The sequence below is a fragment of the Bradyrhizobium iriomotense genome (assembly GCF_018129405.1).
Classification (GTDB): Bacteria; Pseudomonadota; Alphaproteobacteria; order Rhizobiales; family Xanthobacteraceae; genus Bradyrhizobium; species Bradyrhizobium iriomotense_B.
Map to the genome: position 1 here is coordinate 153,561 of NZ_JAFCLP010000003.1, position 20,044 is coordinate 173,604.

A 20,044-nucleotide genomic window follows, 5' to 3' on the forward strand; every position below is an offset into this window, starting at 1 on the left:
CGCCCTCAGCCGCGCTTCATTTCGGCGAGATAGGCCCGCACCGGCTTGTCGGCCGCCGGCACGCGCTTGAGGAAGCCGTCGAGCTGCGGCGCGGTCTTGGCGCGGATGTCCGTCATCATCGCATCCGAGACCGGCACCACCTCCATGCCGCCCTCCTTGAGCCGGCTGAGACTGTCGACGTCGGCCTTCAGCGAGTTCGCCCAGAAGCCCGGCTCCATCTTCGCGGCGATATCAGAGACGAGCTTCTGCTGGTCGGCGCTGAGCGCCTTCCAGGAGTCGAGATTGACAGTGAGCATCTGCGACGACCAGACATGGTTGGTCGGATAGACGTATTTCAAAAATTCCCAGAACTTGCCGTCGACGCCCGACACCGCCGAGGTGGAGACGCCCGAGACGGCGCCCGATGCCAGCGCCGGAATGGTCTCGCCCCAGGGGATCATCACCGGCGCCATGCCGACCACGGCCAGCATGTCGACGGCGTTCTTGTCGGGCACGCGGATCTTGATGTTCTTCAGGCCCTCGACGTCGGCGACCTTGACCTTGAGGTGCAGATATTGCGTCGGCCACGGCACGATGTAGAGGATCTTCTGGTTGTTGCGCGCGGCGACCTTCTCGTATTCGGGCCGCACATATTTGTGCAGCACCTTGAGCTCGTCCATCGAGCTGCACAGGAAGGGGATGCTCTCGACGCCCATGAAAGGCTCGTCACCGACCTGCTGGATGTTGAGGACGTCGGCGAGCGGCACGAGGCCGTCGCGCACGGCGCGAAGATGCTCGGGGCCCTTGAAGCCGAGCTGGCCGCCCGCCTTCACGGTGATGGCGACCGAACCGCCGCTCTGCTTCTTCACCTCTTCGGCGAAGGCCATCGCGTTCTGGGTGTGGAAATTGCCGTCCGGCCAGACCGTCGACATGTCCCAGCTCGTCGTCGCCGCCCGCGCGCGGGTCGAGATGTGGCCGGCGGCCAGCAGCGTCGCTGCGCCCGCGGTGAAATTACGTCGCGTGATCATGAACCCCCTCCATTTACCAAGCGCGCTGATGCATCAACGCGCACACCCATAAACCGCAACTGCATTGTTCGAGGACACGAGACCGCTCGCGACGTCGTCATTGACGGCCGCACGATCACGCTCCCTGGGATCGCCGATGCCGGCACCGCCGGGCGTCATCACCACCAGCCTATCGTCCGGCGGCACCTGCTGAAAACCTTTGCCACGCAGCTTCTTGCCGGATTTCAGGCCGACATAGCCGGCCTCGCCGTTCTGGCCGCCATCGCGGCCGCGCGGCGGATGATCGATGCGGTCGAACGCCGCGAGAATGTCGAACGGCGCATCGACGCCGCTGCCGACCTCGATGATCTGGCCGAGGCCGCCGCGGGTGCGCCCTGCCCCGCCGGAATCCGGACGCAGCTCCTTGCGCCAGAAGATCAGCGGCGTCTGCGTCTCCGCAATCTCGACCGGCGTGCCGCGCACGCCGCTGGGATAGGCGGTGGCGGACAGCCCGTCCTTGCCGAAGCGCGCGCCGGTGCCGCCATTGCTTGTGACTGCCATCGAGAACCCGTAATTGCCGCCGACGCCCGAGCGGGTCTGGCCGCGCACGTTGAGATTCCACAGGCAGGAGGTGCCTTCCGCCGGCACGCGCTCGGGAATGATCTGGCGCAGGCAGCCGAACACGACGTCGGGCAGCATCTGGCCGATGATGTGGCGCGACGCCACGGGCGCCGGCTTCGGGGCATTGAGGATCGCACCAGCCGGCGCCGACACCGTCAGCGGCGAGAGCGAGCCGGCATTGTTGGGAATCTGCGAGGCGACGACGCAGCCGAGGCCGAACACGGTGTAGGCCGTGGTGTAGGACAGGGGCACGTTGATGCCGAACTTCGAGGCGACTGACGTGCCGTCGAAATCGACGTGGATGCCCTGCTCCGAGATCGTCAGCGTCGCCGCCAGCGTCACCGGCGCGTCATAGCCGTCCACCACCATGGTGTTGCGCCAGCTGCCCTTCGGCAGCTTGGCGATCTCGGCGAGCACGGCCTCCCGCGAGCGGTCGCAGATGTAGTCGCCGAGTTCGTCGAGCGTGTCGATGCCGAACTCGGTCATCATCTCGACCAGCCGCTCGCAGCCGACGTCGTTGCAGCCGGCGAGCGAATAGGTGTCGCCCTCGGTGTCGATCGGCAGCCGCGTGTTGGTGCGGATCATCGCCATCAGCGTCTCGTTGACGACACCCTGGTCGATCAGCTTCAGCATGGGGATGTAGAGCCCCTCCATGAACACGTCGGTGGCATCAGGCCCGAAGCCGATGCCGCCGATGTCCATGAGATGGCTGGTGCAGGAGAACAGCGCGACGATCTTGCCGTTCTTGAAGCAGGGCGTGGTGACGACGAAATCGTTGAGATGGCCGGTGCCCATCCAGGGATCGTTGGTGATGTAGGCGTCACCTTCCTTCATCGTCTCCAGCGGAAAATGGTCGATGAAGTGCTTGACCGATTCCGCCATCGAGTTGACGTGGCCGGGCGTGCCGGTCACCGCCTGCGCCAGCATCCGCCCCTTGAGGTCAAATACGCCGGCCGAGAGATCGCCGCATTCGCGCACGATCGGGCTGAACGCCGTGCGCAAAAGCACCTGCGCCTGCTCCTCGACCACGGCGATCAGCCGGTGCCACATGATCTGGAGGTCGATCAGGCTCGCGCCGCTTGCCTTGCTCATGATCAGGCCGCCTTTCGTTCCATGACGATGCTGCCGGCACCGTCGATATGCGCGTCGAAACTGGTGGAGACGAAGGTCGAGGTCTCGTCTTCCGCGATCACCGCGGGGCCCGCGATGGTCGCCCCCGGCGCCATGTCCTCGCGGCGATAGAGCGGGATCTCGATCACTTCCCCGGCCCGGCCATCGAAGAATTTGCGGCTGCCGGACGCCTTGGCGGCGGGCTTGCGCGCGACGGAAGCAACGGCAGGCGGATTGCGCGCCTCGGTGGTCGCGAGCACCGACCAGCTCAAGACTTCGATCGCCGCGCCCGGGATCGGACGCTCGAACATCGCGGAATAGTCAGTCTCGAACTTCTGGCGCAGACCGGCGAGATCGGCTGAGGTCAGCGGCCGGTTCGGCAACTCGACGGTGATCTCGTGGCCCTGTCCGACATAGCGCATGAAGGCCGCGCGGCGCTCGCGCACCGGCGCGCCGGCAGCACCGGGCTCGACCAGCGCACGCGCCTCGGTCGCCATCTCCTGCAGGAGGTCGGAGACGGCCTTGGTGTCGAAATCGTCGAGCCGGACGTGGCGGCTGCGCACCAGCTCATAGGCGATGGGCGCCGCCAGGAATCCGACCGCCGAGCCGACGCCGGCATTCGACGGCACGATCACGCGGGAGACGCCGATCTTCTCGGCAACGCGCGCCGCATGCAGCGGGGCGGCGCCGCCGAAGGCGATCAGCGTGTGCTGGCCGACCACGGCGCCACGCTCGACCGAATGCACGCGCGCCGCGCTTGCCATGTTCTCGCAGACGACCTCGTGCACGGCATAGGCGGCGGTTTCCGCCGACAGGCCGAGTGCCTCACCGACATCGCGCAGCAGCGCCTGTTTCGACAGCTCCGGGTCGAGCTTGATCGTGCCGCCTGCAAAGGCATCGGGATCGATCATGCCGAGCGCGACGTCCGCATCCGTCACGGCCGGACGCTGGCCGCCGCGACCGTAACAGGCGGGGCCAGGCTCCGACGAGGCGCTCTCCGGGCCGACGGTGACGCGCTTCATCGCGTCGACATGGGCGATCGAGCCGCCGCCGGCGCCGATCTCGACCATCTCGATCACGGGAATGCGCACCGGCAGGCCGGAGCCCTTGAGGAAGCGCGCGGCGCGGTCGACCTCGAACACGCGTGAGGTCTCCGGCTGGTATTTTTCGATCAGGCAGATTTTTGCCGTGGTGCCGCCCATGTCGAAGGACAGCACCTTGCTCTCCCCTAACCGTGCTGCGATCTGCGCCGCGAAGATCGCGCCGCCGGCCGGGCCGGATTCGACGAGACGCACGGGGAAGCGCCGCGCCGTCTCGATCGAGGTGACGCCGCCGCCTGACGTGACGAGATAGATCGCGCCGCGAAACTGCTCGACCTGCAAGGCATCGGCCATGCGGGCGAGATAGCCGTCGATCAACGGCTGCACATAGGCGTTGGCAACTGCCGTGGAAGTGCGCTCATATTCGCGGATCTCCGGGCACACGGCCGATGACACCGTCACCGAAATGCCGGGCATCTCTTCACCGATGATCGCGGCCGCGCGCCGCTCGTGCTCGGGATTGGCATAGGAGTGCAGGAAGGCGATCGCCACGCTCTCGACGCCGAGCTCGCGCAATTTCGGCGCGAGTGCGCGCACTGCCGTCTCGTCCAGCGGGAGACGGACGGCCCCGTGGGCGTCGATACGCTCGGGCACGGTGAAGCGGAGGCTGCGCGGCGCCAGCGGCTTCGGCTTGTCGATGCTGAGATCGTACTGGTCGTAGCGGCTTTCGGTGCCGATATCGAGCACGTCGCGGAAGCCGTCGGTCGCGATCAGCGCCGTCTTGGCGCCGCGGCGCTCGATGATCGCGTTGGTCGCAAGCGTCGTGCCGTGAATGAAGACGTCGATGTCGCTGATATGGGCGCGCGCATCGGCGAGAATGAGGCGCATGCCGTCCAGCACCGCCTGCTCGGGGCGCTGCGGCGTCGTCAGTACCTTGCGCGTTTTGCGGTCCAAACCTACGTCCAGCACGATGTCGGTGAACGTGCCACCGATATCCACGGCAAGCCGCACCTCGGCTCCCTCAAGCATTCCAAATTCTCCGTGCTGATCGTCAAGACTGGGTCCAAAAACACAGCAATTTCCGTGCCATGAGGCATGCCGACAACGCTGCGCCCGGCCATTCTGCGCGGCACCTATGCAATAGGCAAGGCGTGTTCGCCGCCTGCGCGATCAGAGCAGGAATGCAAGCACCGCTTCGCAGCGTTGCTCGACCCGCACGTTCTTTACCGAAGATTGCATTCGTGCTTATTTTCGCGCAGCAGCCATTCCGAGGAGTGACTTGCATGACCGACGATGTTTCGCTCGAAGAGCGCAAATTCCTTTTCGAACAGCAACGATGGCGAGACGAGCTCCCGCTGAAGCGGTTGGAGCTCGAACAGAAGCTGAAGGACAACGGCTGGTTCGCCCGCGCATTTTCACCCCTGACGACGACCCTGATGGCGGGCGTCCTGACCATATTCGGTTCGGTTGTCGCCACCACGATGCAGACCCGCAACTCTCTCGAGCTGGAAAACAAGAAATTCGAGACCAGCAAGAACCTGGAAACCCAGAAGCAGGAGCACGAACTGATCCTGAAGATGGCCAGCGTCGGCGACGTCGATCAATCCAGGAAGAACATTCGATACCTTGCCGAGACCGGGCTCATTACCGACAAGACCCTGGTGGAAAAGATCCTCGCGAGAACCGATGCTCCCGTTCTCCCCGTGCCCAACAGCGGCACCGTCCCTGCTCCCGACGCGCTGGCGCCAAAGTTGTCGGCGAGCGCGCTGGACATGATCCTGAGCTTCGAGATCATGAGCCGGGCCAACTATGAAAAGAAGTATGCAAACCCCAACTGGCCCGGCGCCAATAGCGGCATTGCGATCGGTATCGGCTACGATCTCGGCTACGTCACCGTGCCTCAGTTCACTCAAGACTGGGGCGGCTTGATCGCCGCACCGGACCTCAGTCGGCTATCCGCCGCCATCCCGCTCAAGGGGCAGAGCGCAGCTGACATCCTCCCAAGCCTCCGGGATATCACGATCGACTGGGACGCCGCGGTGCTGGTGTTCGGCAAGCAGATCGGACGCTGGTCGACCCTGGTTGCCGCGCGCCTGCCCAATGCCCGCGAGCTTCCTCCCGATTCGTACGGAGCGCTCCTGTCGATCGCCTACAACCGGGGACTGTCCTTCGACGCGCAGGGAGAACGCTACGCCGAAATGCGCGCCATCAAGGACCTGATCGAAAAGCGCGAGTACAGCAAGGTTGCTGAGCAGATCCGCGCCATGAAGCGGCTATGGCCTGAACAGCAGGGATTACAGCAGCGCCGCGAGCTGGAAGCGGTGCTTTTCGAACGTGGCCTTTCCTCGTTTCGCGCGAAGGACGCGGCTACTCCCAATTGACGTCCCGTCCGGACGAACTGTCGCCGACAGGCCGGATGGACTGCCGCCGTCCCGGTCGAGCGCCCTTACAGCAGGAATGCAAGCGCCGCTTCGCAGCGCTCCTCGACCTTCAGCGTCAGGAGATCGTCGGCGCGGGTGCGTCCGAGATTGACCGCGGCGATCGGGATCTGCCGTTTCGCGGCCGCCTGCACGAAGCGAAATCCGGAATAGACCATCAATGACGAGCCGACGATCAGCATCGCGTCGGCCTGCGCCAGGTGATCCTGCGCCGTGGCGACCACGTCGCGCGGCACGTTCTCGCCGAAGAACACCACGTCGGGCTTGAGAATGCCGCCGCAGGCTTCGCAAGGGGGCACCTTGAATGACGAGAACTCCGCGTGCTCAAGATCGGCGTCGCCGTCCGGCGCATCGGCGGCATCGAGCGTCAGCCACTCCGCGTTCACGCGGCCGAGCCTATCCTGGAATTCGCTCCGCGGCGTCTTCGCCCCGCAGCCCATGCAGCGGACGAGATCGAGCCGGCCATGCAAATCGATCACCTGCCGGTGGCCGGCGGATTGATGCAACCGGTCGACGTTCTGGGTCAGCAGCATCTCGCAGCGCCCGCCCGCCTCCAGACGAGCGAGTGCCCGGTGCGCATCATTCGGCTTCGCCTGGCCGAACCGCCGCCAGCCGATCAGGCTGCGCGCCCAATAGCGCTGGCGCGTAGGCGCGTCCGACATGAAGGCCTGGAAATTGACCGGCTGCGTCCGCTTCCAGTTGCCGTCTCTGTCGCGGTAGTCGGGAATGCCAGAATTGGTGCTGCAACCTGCGCCGGTCAGCACGAATAGATTTTCGTGCCGGCCGACGAAATCCTGGAGGGGAGAATCTGCCATGGCGCATGATGTAGTCTGCGCCGGCGGATTCTGCCAGATGCCGCGCGGGCCCGCCCGCGGCGGCCCGAGTTAGCTCGCCCAGTTCTCGCGAAACTCCGGAAACAGCGTCACACCTCCGCAGGCGTAGATGGTCTGCCCGGTGATGTAGCTGGCATCATCCGAGGCGAGGAAGGCGAACACGGCGGCGATCTCTTCCGGCGTACCGACGCGGCCCATGGGAATGTGGCTGGTGACGACACCGCGCTTTTCGGGATCGCCGGTCCAGGCCGCGTTGATCGGCGTGTCGATCGCGCCGGGGCCGACCGCATTGACGCGGATGCCGCGACCGGCGAACTCCAGCGCCAGCGTGCGGGTCAGACCGGCCATACCACTCTTGCTGATGGAATAAGCGAGATAGCCCGGCTTCGGGATGATCTGGTGGACGCTCGAGCAATTGATGATGCTGCCGCCTCCGCCGCGCGCGACGAAATGCGCCAGCGCCTTCTGCGCGCAGAGCACGGCGCCGTTCAGATTGACGTCGATGATGCGGCGATAGGTTTCGACGTCGAGTGCGTCGCTCGGCGACTCCCGCTGGAAGCCCGCATTGTTGACGAGACAGTCGAGGCGCTTCCAGCGCCCAAGAACCGTCTCGAACATCGCCGCGATGTCCTGCTCGTTGCCGACATCCGCCTTGACGATGATGTGATCGAGCCTGCCGTGGCCGCGGTCGCTCGATGCTGTTCGCGCAAGGGCTAACGTCTCCTCGGCCCTTCCAGCGTGATCGAAATAGTTGATGGCGACGGTCGCGCCTTCCTGCGCCAGCCGGATGGCGACGGCGTGGCCGATGCCTTGCGAGGCGCCGGTCACCAGCGCGTATTGGCCGACGAGGCGCGAGGGAAAGGAGGGTGAGCGTTCGGTTTGCGGCATGTGTTCTCTCCAGGATGCGTCATCATGGATGGAACCGGCGTTTTGTTCCATCCCTTCCGCGCATTGCAGGGATTCACTCCGCGCGCCGCGCCAGCGGCGAGGTCAGTACTTGGTAGAGGATGATGGCGCCGAAGGTCGCAGTGCCGATCCCGCCGATCGTGAACGCCCCGAATTTGAGCGTGAGATCTCCGGCGCCTGCGGTCAAAGCCACGGCGACGGTGATCAGGTTCGCAGGGTTTGCGAAGTCGACCTTGTTCTCGACCCAGATCCGCCCCGCCATCGCCGCGATCAATCCGAACAGCACGATCGAGAGGCCGCCGATGACGGGACCCGGGATCGATAGGATCAGCGCGCCGAATTTCGGCGAGAAGCCGAGCAGGATCGACACCGTGGCTGCGAACGCAAACAGCAGGGTCGAATAGACCTTCGTCGCCGCCATGACGCCGATGTTCTCGGCATAGGTGGTGACGCCGGTGCCGCCGCCGCAGGCCGCCACGATCGTCGCGAGGCTGTCGGCGAACAGGGCGCGGCCGAGATAGGCATCGAGACTGCGGCCCGTCATGGCGCCGACGGCCTTGATGTGCCCGAGATTCTCGGCGACGAGAATGACCGCAACCGGCGCGATCAGAAAGATTGCATCGGCCTGAAAGGTCGGCGTGGTGAAGCTCGGCAGGCCGAGCCACGGCGCGGCCGAAAGCTGGGTGAAGTCGATCGGCTTGCCGAAGCCGAGGCCGTTCGCGAACAGCGAGTACAAGAGATATCCGCCGATCGCGCCGAGGATGATCGGCAGGCGGCGCCACAGGCCTGGCGCTGCAACGGCGACTACGCCGATGATCAGGACGGTCGCAAGCCCGATCCAGGTGTCGAACGCGCCTGCGCTCACTGCCTTGACCGCCACGGGCGCGAGGTTGAGGCCGATCGCGGCGACCACAGCGCCGGTGACGGCCGGCGGCAACAGCCGCTCGATCCAGCCGACACCAGACCACATCACGATCAGCGAAATCAGGCCGTATAACACGCCGGCCCCGATGATGCCGCCGAGCGCAACGGAGATGTTCGGGTTCGGCCCCTGCCCGGCATAGCCGGTGGCGGCGATGACGACGGCGATGAAGGCGAAGCTCGAGCCGAGATAGCTCGGCACGCGCCCTGCGACGATGACGAAGAAGATCAGCGTGCCGACGCCGGAGAACAGGACCGCAACATTGGGATCGAACCCCATCAGCAGCGGCGCGATGATCGTCGCGCCCGACATCGCGACGCAATGCTGGAGACCGGAGATGACGGTCTGGCCCCATGACAGCCGCTCCTCCGGCATGATCACGCCCGAGGCCTTGAGTTTCCAACGCGGAAAATAGCCTTGCCCCTGCTCGTCCGAGCCTGTTGCGATCGTCATGTTCCCCCCAGTTGCGGTGCAGCGATCGATGTTCGTGCGATCCGACAAAAATGTGATTGTCGCTTCTGCGGCGCCCATCACATGATGCAAATCATGCAAGATTCAAATCTTGCAAGAGCAATGCGTTCCGGGGCTCATCATATGACACAGATTGCGATCCAGCCAGCCGTCCACCGACGGCACCAGCCCTGGTACAAGATCCTCTATGTGCAGGTGCTGATCGCGATCGCGCTCGGTGTGCTCATCGGCTATTTCTATCCCGATCTCGGCAAGGCCTTGAAGCCGCTGGGCGACGGCTTCATCGCGCTGATCAAGATGATGATCGCGCCTGTCATCTTCTGCACCGTGGTGCACGGCATCTCCTCGATGGGCGATCTCAAGCGGGTCGGCCGGGTCGGGCTGAAGTCGCTGATCTATTTCGAGACGGTCTCGACCGTCGCGCTCGCGGTCGGCCTGCTGGTCGGCGAAATTCTCCAGCCCGGACACGGCTTCAACATCGATCCGGCTACGATCGACCCGAACTCGGTCGCGACCTACGTCACCAAGGCCAAGGAAGAGGGCATCGTCGCTCATCTGATGGCGATCATTCCCGACAGCTATCTCGGCGCGATTGCGCGCGGCGACCTGCTCCAGGTGCTGCTGATCTCGATTCTCTCCGGCTTCGCCATCGCCTTCCTCGGCAAGGCCGGCGAGCCCATCGCTGAGGCGATCGACAAGGCCGCAAAGATGTTCTTCGGCATCATCCGCATCATCGTGCGCGTGGCGCCGATCGGCGCCTTCGGCGCGATGGCGTTCACCGTCGGCGCCTACGGCCTCGGCTCGCTGCTCAATCTCGCAGCCCTGATCGGCACGTTCTATCTCACCAGCATCCTGTTCGTGCTGATCGTGTTAGGCGCAATCGCCCGGCTCGCCGGCTTCTCGATCCTGCGCTTCATCGCCTACATCAAGGACGAGCTCTTGATCGTGCTCGGCACCTCGTCCTCGGAGACGGTGCTGCCGCAGATGATCCAGAAGATGGAGCATCTCGGTGCCTCGCGCTCGGTGGTCGGCCTCGTGATTCCGACCGGCTACAGCTTCAACCTCGACGGCACCAACATCTATATGACGCTGGCAACGCTGTTCCTGGCGCAGGCGACCAACACGCATCTGACCATCTGGCAGGAGCTCGGCATCCTCGGCATCGCCATGATCACCTCCAAGGGCGCCTCCGGCGTGACCGGCGCCGGCTTCATCACGCTCGCCGCGACGCTGTCGATCGTCCCTGACATCCCGATCCAGTCGATCGCGATCCTGGTCGGCATCGACAAGTTCATGAGCGAATGCCGCGCACTGACCAATCTGATCGGCAATGGCGTCGCCTGCGTCGTCATCAGCATCTCCGAAGGCGAGCTCGACCGCGAGGCGCTGCACGAGACCATGGCGCATCCGCTGGAGATCGGCGAGGCGCTGGAGCCGGGCGGCGGCGCGTGAGCCCACGCGCGCTCCGACGCGGTAGTTTCCCGGAGTAGAAAATTGCTGCGGCACGAGTCACAACAGCGGTGTTGGGATCACTGATTGATACTCATTCATTCCACCCGACGCGCTGGGGGCAGGGCGTCGGGTTTTTGAAAATCACTAACGCGCCAAGATCGAGAGGCGGGATCAGTCGATCCCGCCATCGTCGCGCGGCATTCTGGCGGCAAGATCAAGCCGCCGCGTAGTCCCGATCGCCTGCAAGAATGCCTCGTCATGACTGACGACAAGCAACGCGCCGTCATAAGCTCTCAAGCCTGCTTCAACGGCCTCGATGGATTCGATGTCGAGATGGTTGGTCGGCTCGTCCAGGATCAACAGAGACGGCGGCGTTTGTCCGCCCAGCACACAGGCAAGGCCGGCGCGAAACATCTGCCCGCCGCTGAGATGTCCGACGATCTGCAAGGCAGCATCGGCGCGAAACATGAACCGCGCCAGCGCAGCATGGCATTCATTCGCACCCGCCTTCGGATTGAGACGTCCAAAATTCTCCAGGATGGAGATCGCGGGATCGAGCAGGCTGACCTTCTGGTCGAACAACGCGAAGTCCGGCCTGACCCTCACGGTGCCCGTGAGCGGACGCAGTTCGCCCGCAATGAGTTTCAGCAGCGTCGTCTTGCCGGAGCCGTTCGGGCCGACCAGCGCGACCCGCTCCGGTCCGGCGATCGTAAGCGAAAGATCGCGCAGGACCCGCCGTTCCGGCCGATAGCCGGCGCTGATCCGTTCGAGCGAAAGCACCTCCCTGCCCGCCGGCAGGCCGGTCGCGGGCAGCTTGACCGACAGCGGCTGGAGAATCTCGATGCGCCGGCGCGCCGTGTCGACGGCCTCGAGTGCCTCCGCACGCCGCCGCTCGGCGATCAATGCGGCCTTGCCGCCAGTGTCTTCGCTGCGATCCCGACGCGCGCCGGCGAGGATGCGCGGCATGTCGCCCCTGGCACGCTTCTTCCGGCCGCCGCTGTCCTTGCGCGCTTTCCTCTCCGCGATCTCCTGCGCCTTACCGTCGATCTCGGACAGGCGCCTCTCGGCATGCGCGAGATCGTGCCTCACTGCCGCGAGCTCGACGGCCCTCTGCGCGCGAAAACTGCTCCAGTTGCCGCCGTATCGCCTGGCGCCGAGCGACGTCAGCTCGACGATCGCATCCATCGTATCGAGCAGATCCCGATCGTGGCTGACCAGGATCGCCCCGCCGCGCCAGGCGGCTAGGAGATCGGTCACGGCCTTGCGTCCGTCCCGGTCGAGATTGTTGGTGGGCTCGTCCAGCAGGAGGAAGTCGGGCTCGGCGAACACCAGCGCGGCAAGGCGAACCCGCGTGATCTGGCCGCCGGACAGGCAGGAGAGATCCGTATCGGGAGCAAGATCGAATCCGAGGCCCGCCAGGGCGGCCTCCAGTCGCGCTTCGAGCGTCCAGTCGATCGCCGCGACCTCGTCGGCCGAGGCATCGCCCCGCTCGGCACGGCGCAGCAACTCCAGCGCCTGCCGCACACCGAACAGATCGGCCACGGTCGCACCCGCGAGCACTTGCACGTCCTGGCGCAGCAGGCCGATGGTGCCGTTGATCAGAACGCGCCCGGATTGGGGAACACGTTCCCTTGAGATCGACGCAAGCAACGTCGTCTTCCCGACGCCGTTGCGGCCGACGAGACCCGTGCGCTCGGACGCGAATGTCAGGTCGATGTTGGAAAGAAGAGGACGGCCGTCAGGCGTGGACAGCGACAGGTTCGACAGAATGATTGAAGCAGGCATGGAATTCCCCGGGGGCAAGGCGGATGAGCGTTGCGGTCGGGGTAAAATCCATGGTTGCGAATATCCTGATTGAGGAACTCTCTAAGTAGTCCCATCACAGGGAGAGATCAAGGCGCGGCGCGAGGAGACGACAGCGCGAGAGGCGCTGTCGTCCTTCGTCGCCTCCGCCATCAGCCCTTAAGCGCGGTGACCACCACCTCGATCAGCGCACCGCCGCCGAGATCGGCGACGCCGACGGTGGCACGGGTCGGCAGATTGTCGCCGAAGAACTCGGTCCAGGCCGCATCCATCTCCTTCTTCTTGGAGAGATCCGTGACGAAGATCGAGGCACTGACGACGCGGCTCTTGTCGGTGCCGGCCTCCTTCAGATAGCCGGCGATCTTGCCGAGGATGTTGCGGGTCTGGTCGCCCATCGAGACCGAGGTGTTGTCGGCGATGGTGCCGCCGACGAAGACGAAGCCGTTGGCTTCGACCGCACGGTGCATGATGGGCGTGCGGATGCTGCGGGTGATGCTCATGATGTCCTCTTATTACTAGAGCGTGGAAGGGTGGAAGCGGTCGATGCCGAGATCGCTGACGCGGGTCTGGGTGCCGCCATTGACGATCAGCTCCGCCATGACGGCGCCGGCGCCGGGGCCGAGCTGGAAGCCGTGCAGCGAGAAGCCGAACTGGTGATAGAGGCCCTTGTGACGGGAGCTCGGCCCGAACACGGGGATGTCGTCCTTCATCTTCGCCTCGATGCCGGCCCAGGCGCGGACGATGGTCGCGCTGCGCATCACCGGAAACAGCTCGAACACCGTCTGCGCGCTGGTCGCAAGGCTCTTCCAGTCCAGCACCGTCTCGTTGCGGTCCTGATAGGGCGTCGCCAGATGACCGCCGCCGATCAGCACGGTGCCGTTCTTGAACTGCTTGAAGGAGAGTTTTCGCCCGCGCAGGATCACGACGGGGTCGATGAAGTGCGGAACGCGCGAGGTGATCATCAGCATCGGCGCCACGGTCTCGACCGGCACGGGCTCGCCGAGATCAGCTGCGATCTTGCCGGCCCAGGCGCCGGCGGCATTGACCAGCACCGGCGCGGCAAAGGTCTCAGTGCCGACATCGACATGCCAGAGGCCGTCGCTATAGCGGATGTTGCTGGCGGCCATGCCTTCGCGGACGGTGGCACCTAACTGCTCGGCCTTGCGCCGGAACGCCGTCGTCGTCTGCGCCGGATTGGCCGCGCCGTCGCGGCGCGAGACCACGCCGCCGGGGCAGGTCTCGGCCACCGCCGGCACCAGCCGCCGTAGTTCAGCTGCGTCGATCAGTTCCTCATGAGTGAAGCCCAGCGCATTGAGCTCGGCGACGCGTGCGCGGCAGACCGCGAGCTCTTCCTCGTTCTCGGCGACCAGCACCTGGCCGTAGCTTTCAAAGCTGCAATCGTCGTCGAGGAGATCTGAAATCTTCTCCCAAATTCCCATCGAGCGGATCGAGAGCGGAATCTCGGGGATGTGCCGGGCGAGCTGGCGGACGCCGCCGGCATTGACGCCGGAGGCGTGGCGACCGGCATAATCCTTCTCGATCAACACCGGCTTCAGGCCGGCGAGGCACAAATGCAGCGTGGTCGAGCATCCGTGGATGCCGCCGCCAATGACGATCGCATCCACGTTTCGGGTCATCCGCGCACCACCGCCTTGACGTCAGCCTCGCTCTTCGGAACGGCGGCGAGCTCGGCGAGCGTGATCGGCTTCACCGGCGCGCGCAGCCGGTAGTAGCCGATCTCCTGCGGGGTCTTCCCGCGCGCCTGCGCCATCAGCTCGGTGACGGTGAGACCGCAGAGCCGGCCCTGACACGGGCCCATGCCGGTGCGGCGATAGGCCTTGAGCTGGTTCGGCCCGGTCGCACCAATCGCGACGGAGTCGAGTACGTCCTTTGCGGTCACCTCCTCGCAGCGGCAGACGATGGTGTCGCCCGAGGGAATGCGGAACTGCCGCGCGGGGCGGAACAGCGTGTCGAGGAACAGGCGGCCACGCTCAGCCTTGGCGAGATCAGCGCGGAGCGTTGCCATTGCGGGAAGTTTTGCGGCAGAAGCGGGCGCCAGGGCTTCGACCGCGGCGCGCGCGGCAATGCGACCGCGCACTACGGCTGCATTCGCACCGCCGATTCCGGCGCCGTCACCGGCGATCGCGATGCCCGCGACCGAGGAATTGCCGCTCGCGTCCAGCACCGGCGACCAGCACAATTGCAGATCGTCCCAGCGATGCTCGATGCCCGCTGCCATGGCCAAATTGACGTTGGGCACGACGCCCTGATGCAGCAGCAACAGGTCCGCAGGGATCGTCTCGCGCTTGCCGCCGGCGACATAGCTGACGCTCGCGAGCTGGCCATCACCGGACGCAGAGAGCTCGGTGACACCGGAGACGACCTGCACCTTCGCCTTCACCTCGCGCATCATCGACAGGCCCTTGGCGAAATAGGGCGAGGTCAGGAAGGCGAAGGCATGCGGCAGCGCGGCGAAGTAATTGCCGCGCTCGGTGGTATCGAGAATGCGGTCGATGCGGCCGCCAAGGCGCAAGATCTGCGCGGCGAGCAACCAGAGCAGCGGCCCCTGCCCCGCGATCACCGTGCGCCCGTCAGGCACCAGCGCCGAGGATTTCAGCATGGTCTGCGCCGCGCCCGCGGTCATCACGCCCGGCAGCGTCCAGCCGGGAATCGGGAACGGCCGCTCCAGCGCGCCGGTCGCGAGGATCACGCGCTTCGCCTTGACGAAGGCCGAGGCGCCGCCGATCGAGACGGCGATGTCGAGATTGCGGTCGAGGCTCCAGACGGTCGCACGCTGGATGACTTCCGCGTTGCTCGCGCGCAGCGACTGCACGAGATCGGCACCGATCCAATAGTCCGCTCCGAGCTGGTTGCGATCGGTCACGGGCGTCGAAGCGATGGCGCGAAACACCTGGCCGCCGGGGCCGATATTCTCGTCGAGCAGCAGCGTTGAGAGACCGGCTTCGGCGGAGGTCGCGGCAGCAGCAAGACCGGCGGGCCCGGCACCGATCACGACGACGTCGTAGTCTTCGCGCTTGGGAGCCACAGTCATTTTCCGATCTCCCGCTTGCCCTTCTGAATCTCGATCTGCATGCCCTCAGCGACAGGCACGAGGCAGCCCTGACGGTTGCCGACGCCGTCGATGGTGACGAGGCAGTCGAAGCACACGCCCATCATGCAATAGGGCAGACGCGGCGCGCCGCTGACTGCAGTCGAGCGCCGCGCGTCGCGGCCCGAGGCCAGCAGCGCGGCGGAGACGGTGTCGCCCTGGCGCGCCGCGACGGCAACGCCGTCGACGAAGATCTGCACCTGTGGCCGTTTGTCCTGTTCGGATCGTCTAAACATGGGATGCCTCTTGGCTCCTTCTCTGAACTCGGTGGAGCGTAGGAAAATCAGGTGCGACGGCGATGGCTTCACCTCTCCCCAGCGGGGAGAGGTCGGATTGCGTAGCAATCCGGGTGAGGGGCCGCAGCACGAGGTGAGGCCGTAACCCCTCACCCGGACCGCATCTTACGATGCGCTCCGACCTCTCCCTTTGGGAGAGGTGATCGGAGTTCTTGGCTGCCATCGATCCAACCCAAACTCCTCGCATCTCAATAACCGCTACTGCTCGCAGCGCCCGCGCCGCCAAACCGGCTGGCCGAGAACGCGCCGACCAGCTCGGGCTCGAGCGCGCCCTGCGCCACCATGCGCGCGATCTCGAAAGCGTGGTTGGAGGCGAGCGTCACGCCGGAATGGCAGCAGGCGACGAAGGCGCCGGGATGCGTCTCCGACTGGTCGTAGATCGGAAAGCCGTCCTGCGGCATGACGCGAATGCCGGACCAGCTCCTGATCACATTGAGTCGCGACAGATGCGGAAACATGCGCTGCGCGCGGTCGGCCATCACGCCGCTGATCGAAGGCTTCAGCGTGCGATCATCGAGCTCATCCTCCTTGCTGTCGCCGATCATCACCGTGCCCTCGTCGGTCTGGCGGATCGTGGTCAGCGGATGCGGCAGGAACGGCATGGTGCGCTCGGTCACGACGACCTGGCCGCGGGTCGGCCCCATCGGCGCGTAGAGGCCGACCATCGGCGCCAGCGTCTGGTTGGCATTGCCGGCGGCGAGCACGATCTTGGCGGCACGCAGCTCGCCCTTGGGCGTCGTCAGGCGGAATTCGCCGCCGCTCTTGCTGATCGCCGAGACCGGACGCTCCGGGAAATAGTCGATGCCGAATGCCTTGAAGCCGGTGTGAAATGCGCGGAACGTGCGCAGCGAATTGACGTGGCCGTCGAGCGGGCAATAGCTGCCGCCGGAGACCTCGGGCCCGATCAGCGGCAGCGCCTTCTTCACCTCGGAGGGCCGCAACATCTCCATCTTGTAGTCGGCCGCGCCGGCCTGGTTGTGCATGCGCTTGACGAGCTCGGTGCGCTGGCCGAATTCCTCCTCGCCGAGCGTCAGATGAAAGCCGCCGTTCTGCTGCAGCGAGACGTCGAGGCCGGTCTGCTGCTTCAGCTCGGAGGCGAGCCGGCCCCATGCATGAGACGCCTGCACGGTCCAGACCGTATAGGCGGGCATGCCGAGCCCCTTGCTCTGCACCCACACCAGCGCAAAGTTCGCGCGCGACGCGCGCTTGGTGATGTCGCCTTCGTCGAGCACGGCGACCTTCTTGCCGAGCCGGCCGAGGCCCCAGGCAATGGCGGAGCCGAGCAGCCCGCCGCCGACGACGGCGACGTCGTAATCTCCTGACATAGGTTCTCCTATCGTCCCGTATCGCCTTTGCCGGCGAGCACGCGGTCGAGCCCGTAGAAGCGATCGAGCAGAATGAGGGCGGTCATGGTGATTGCGATCACGCAGGCCGAGACCGACGTCACCAGCGGATCGATGTTGTCCTGGATATAAAGGAACATGCGCACCGGCAACGTCTCGGTGCCGGGCGCGGCGAGGAAGACGGTCATGGTGAGATCGTCAAAGGACTGGATGAAGGCGAGCGCCCAGCCGCTAATGACGCCGGGCAGGATCAGCGGCAGCGTCACGCGGCGGAACAGCGTCCAGCCGCCGGCGCCAAGCGAAACCGCAGCCATCTCGACGGTGCGATCCATACCGGTCGCCGCCGCCAGCGTCAGCCGCAGCGCGAACGGAAACACGATGATGACATGGGCGATGATCAGCGCCGCAAAGCTGCCGCCGAGACCGGCCGAGGTGAAGAAGCGCAGGAAGGCGATGCCGAGCACGACATGCGGGATCATCAGCGGCGACAGGAACAGCGCTGCCAGCGCATCGCGGCCGCGGAAGCGATAGCGCGCGATCGCGAGCGCCGCGGGCACCGCGAACAGCAGCGCGACGAGGGAGGACAGCGCGCCCAGCCCAAGGCTCACCCAGAAGGCGTGGATGAATTCGGGGTAGTTCAGGATGGTCCTGAACCAGCGCAGCGAGAAGCCGTTGGTCGGCAGTGACAGAAAGCCTTCGGGCGTGAAGGCAACGAGGCAGACGACAAGGATCGGCGCCACCGTCACGATGACGAAGATGGTGTGGAAGATCAGCGCGAGCGGGCCGTTTTGTCTCATCGGAACACCTCGGCATAGCGCCGCTCGATCAGCGCGTTGCTGCCGACGACGATCAGCACCAGCGCGACCAGCAGCAGCGTGGCGACCGCCGCCCCCAGCGGCCAGTTCAGCGTATTGAGGAATTCGTCATAGGCGAGCGTCGCCGCGACCTTGAGCCGGCGGCCGCCGATGATCGCGGGCGTCGCAAAGGCGCTGGCCGAAAGCGAGAACACGATGATCGCACCCGACAGCACGCCCGGCATGATCTGCGGCATGATGATGCGGCGGATGATGGTCACGGGGCCGGCGCCGAGCGACATCGCGGCATTCTCGATCTGCGGATCGAGCCGCTGCAGCGCCGCCCAGACCGACAACACCATGAACGGCATCATGACATGGGCGAGCGCGACCACCATGCCGGTTTCGGTGAACATGAACGGAATGGGCGAACGGATCGCACCGAGCGACATCAGCAACTTGTTGACGAGGCCGTTGTTGCCGCCGAACAGCAACGCCCAGCCGAGCGTGCGCGCGACGACGGAGATCAGCAGCGGGCCGAGGATGACCAGCAGGAAGAAGCTCTTCCAGCGGCCGCTCATGCGGTTAAGGATGTAGGCTTCGGGTGCGCCCAGCAATGCCGTGAGCAGCGTGGTCAGGATCGCGATCCGAAACGTCCGCCAGAACATCTCGGCGTAATAGGGATCGGTCGCGATCTCGTGCCAGTTCTTGAGAATGAAGACCGGCTCGATGCCCTTGTACTGGCCCCAATCGTGGAACGACAGCATCACCGTCATCGCCAGCGGAATCAGCAGCACGCCGACGAACAGCATCAGGGCGGGCGCCGTCAGCGCCCATGGCGTACGCGCGCTGCGCTCCTCGGCCGCCGCGCTCATGCGCCACCCCTCGCGCGCACGCTCATGTCCTCGGGCCGCCAGGTGAGGCGAACCGCGTCGCCTTCGGCCGGCTGCGCTTTGCCGTCATTCTGGCGGATCACGATCGCCGGGCCACATTCGCTGTCGCACTGGAACAGCCAGTGATTGCCCTGGAAGATGCGCGTGATGATTTTTGCGCTGAGCCCTGTATCGCCAAAGCCGATTCTTTCGGGGCGAACGCTGACGGTCACGGGACCGCCGAGCCCGGCCGGCGCCGGCGCGCGCCAGGAGCCCGCCACCAGCTGCGTGGGTACGACGGTTCGGTCGATCGTCCCGGCAAAGTCGTTGGTCTTGCCCAGAAACTGCGAGACGAAGGCCGAGGCCGGCCGCTCATAAGTCTCTTGCGGCGTGCCGATCTGCTCGATCTTGCCCTGGCTCATCACCACGATGCGGTCGGACAGCGACATCGCCTCGTTCTGGTCGTGGGTGACGAGGATGGTGGTAGTGCCGATGGTGCGCTGGATCTGGCGCAGCTCGATCTGCATCTCCTCGCGCAGCTTGGCGTCGAGATTGGACAGCGGCTCGTCGAGCAGCAGCACGCTCGGCTTGATCACCAGCGCCCGCGCCAGTGCCACGCGCTGCTGCTGGCCGCCGGACATGCGGCGCGGATGGCGGTCCTCGTAACCGGCGAGCCCCACCATCGCGAGCGCGGCGCGGACGCGCTCGGCCCTTTCAGTGCGCGGCACGCCACGCATCTCGAGGCCAAAGGCGACGTTCTCCGCCGCGGTCATGTGCGGAAACAGCGCGTAGCTCTGGAACACGATGCCGAGGCCGCGCTTGGCCGGATGGATCGCGGTCAGGTCCTTCCCCTCGAGGCGGATCGCGCCGCGCGTGGGATCGAGGAAGCCCGCGATCATCTGCAGCGTGGTGGTCTTGCCGCAACCGGACGGGCCGAGGAAGGAGATGAACTCCCCCTTCCCCACCGACAGACTGAAGTCGTCGACGACGGTCTGCGCGCCGAACTGTTTTGCGACCCGATCGAGCTCGAGATAGGCCATGACGCTGT

Annotated in this window: 17 protein-coding genes; 2 read left to right on the forward strand and 15 right to left on the reverse strand. The window is 65.5% G+C overall.

The features are described 5' to 3' along the window. Nucleotides 1–5: 5 nt before the first annotated feature. Genes JQ592_RS09875 through JQ592_RS09885 form a run of 3 tightly spaced genes read right to left on the reverse strand, consistent with a single transcriptional unit; the run spans nt 6 to nt 4,786 of the window. Entirely contained in the window at nt 6–1,007 is a 1,002-nt protein-coding gene (locus JQ592_RS09875) for a TRAP transporter substrate-binding protein (protein WP_211402682.1), read from the reverse strand. 33 nt (nt 1,008–1,040) lie between these two features. Next, entirely contained in the window at nt 1,041–2,699 is a 1,659-nt protein-coding gene (locus JQ592_RS09880) for a hydantoinase B/oxoprolinase family protein (RefSeq protein WP_211402683.1), read from the reverse strand. A 2-nt stretch (nt 2,700–2,701) separates the two neighbouring features. Next, nucleotides 2,702–4,786: a hydantoinase/oxoprolinase family protein gene (locus JQ592_RS09885; RefSeq protein ID WP_211402684.1), complete on the reverse strand. Its 2,085-nt coding sequence runs from the start codon at nt 4,784–4,786 to the stop codon at nt 2,702–2,704. 254 nt (nt 4,787–5,040) lie between these two features. On the opposite strand from JQ592_RS09885, the gene JQ592_RS09890 reads away from it, so the two are divergent. After that, on the forward strand, nt 5,041–6,138 hold the full coding sequence (locus tag JQ592_RS09890) for a hypothetical protein (protein ID WP_211402685.1): 1,098 nt from the start codon (nt 5,041–5,043) through the stop codon (nt 6,136–6,138). A gap of 65 nt (nt 6,139–6,203) precedes the next feature. Here JQ592_RS09890 and JQ592_RS09895 read toward each other — a convergent pair whose 3' ends face one another. The 3 genes from JQ592_RS09895 to JQ592_RS09905 all read right to left on the reverse strand — a co-directional run bounded on the left by JQ592_RS09895 (nt 6,204) and on the right by JQ592_RS09905 (nt 9,309). Continuing rightward, nucleotides 6,204–7,010: an NAD-dependent protein deacetylase gene (locus JQ592_RS09895; RefSeq protein ID WP_246820337.1), complete on the reverse strand. Its 807-nt coding sequence runs from the start codon at nt 7,008–7,010 to the stop codon at nt 6,204–6,206. 69 nt (nt 7,011–7,079) lie between these two features. Continuing rightward, a complete protein-coding gene (locus JQ592_RS09900; protein ID WP_211402686.1) occupies nt 7,080–7,916 on the reverse strand; it encodes an SDR family oxidoreductase in 837 nt (278 codons plus the stop codon). Nucleotides 7,917–7,989: 73 nt separating this feature from the next. Continuing rightward, nucleotides 7,990–9,309: a solute carrier family 23 protein gene (locus JQ592_RS09905; RefSeq protein WP_211402687.1), complete on the reverse strand. Its 1,320-nt coding sequence runs from the start codon at nt 9,307–9,309 to the stop codon at nt 7,990–7,992. 141 nt (nt 9,310–9,450) lie between these two features. Between JQ592_RS09905 and JQ592_RS09910 the strand changes: the two genes are divergently transcribed. Beyond that, a complete protein-coding gene (locus JQ592_RS09910; protein WP_211402688.1) occupies nt 9,451–10,779 on the forward strand; it encodes a dicarboxylate/amino acid:cation symporter in 1,329 nt (442 codons plus the stop codon). Nucleotides 10,780–10,950: 171 nt separating this feature from the next. Here the strand turns inward: JQ592_RS09910 and JQ592_RS09915 are convergent, their stop codons facing one another. The 9 genes from JQ592_RS09915 to JQ592_RS09955 all read right to left on the reverse strand — a co-directional run bounded on the left by JQ592_RS09915 (nt 10,951) and on the right by JQ592_RS09955 (nt 20,036). Further along, nucleotides 10,951–12,564, reverse strand: coding sequence for an ABC-F family ATP-binding cassette domain-containing protein (locus tag JQ592_RS09915; RefSeq protein ID WP_211402689.1), 1,614 nt, complete (start codon nt 12,562–12,564; stop codon nt 10,951–10,953). 170 nt (nt 12,565–12,734) lie between these two features. Further along, a complete protein-coding gene (locus JQ592_RS09920) occupies nt 12,735–13,082 on the reverse strand; it encodes a RidA family protein (RefSeq protein ID WP_211402690.1) in 348 nt (115 codons plus the stop codon). Between the two features lie 15 nt (nt 13,083–13,097). Further along, nucleotides 13,098–14,219, reverse strand: coding sequence for an NAD(P)/FAD-dependent oxidoreductase (locus JQ592_RS09925; protein WP_211402691.1), 1,122 nt, complete (start codon nt 14,217–14,219; stop codon nt 13,098–13,100). Then, nucleotides 14,216–15,634: an NAD(P)/FAD-dependent oxidoreductase gene (locus tag JQ592_RS09930; RefSeq protein ID WP_211402692.1), complete on the reverse strand. Its 1,419-nt coding sequence runs from the start codon at nt 15,632–15,634 to the stop codon at nt 14,216–14,218. Before JQ592_RS09930 ends, JQ592_RS09925 begins: the two co-directional genes overlap by 4 nt. Next, nucleotides 15,631–15,927: a (2Fe-2S)-binding protein gene (locus JQ592_RS09935; protein WP_122405657.1), complete on the reverse strand. Its 297-nt coding sequence runs from the start codon at nt 15,925–15,927 to the stop codon at nt 15,631–15,633. Before JQ592_RS09935 ends, JQ592_RS09930 begins: the two co-directional genes overlap by 4 nt. 248 nt (nt 15,928–16,175) lie before the next feature. Beyond that, nucleotides 16,176–17,312 carry an NAD(P)/FAD-dependent oxidoreductase gene (locus JQ592_RS09940; RefSeq protein ID WP_211402693.1) on the reverse strand — a complete coding sequence of 379 codons (1,137 nt, stop codon included), beginning with the start codon at nt 17,310–17,312 and terminating at the stop codon, nt 16,176–16,178. Nucleotides 17,313–17,320: 8 nt separating this feature from the next. Next, nucleotides 17,321–18,127, reverse strand: a complete 807-nt coding sequence (locus tag JQ592_RS09945; protein WP_211402694.1) for an ABC transporter permease — start codon at nt 18,125–18,127, stop codon at nt 17,321–17,323. Then, nucleotides 18,124–18,999 carry an ABC transporter permease gene (locus JQ592_RS09950; protein ID WP_211402695.1) on the reverse strand — a complete coding sequence of 292 codons (876 nt, stop codon included), beginning with the start codon at nt 18,997–18,999 and terminating at the stop codon, nt 18,124–18,126. The genes JQ592_RS09945 and JQ592_RS09950 overlap by 4 nt, the downstream gene beginning before the upstream one ends. After that, nucleotides 18,996–20,036, reverse strand: coding sequence for an ABC transporter ATP-binding protein (locus JQ592_RS09955; RefSeq protein WP_211402696.1), 1,041 nt, complete (start codon nt 20,034–20,036; stop codon nt 18,996–18,998). Before JQ592_RS09955 ends, JQ592_RS09950 begins: the two co-directional genes overlap by 4 nt. Nucleotides 20,037–20,044: the final 8 nt, after the last annotated feature.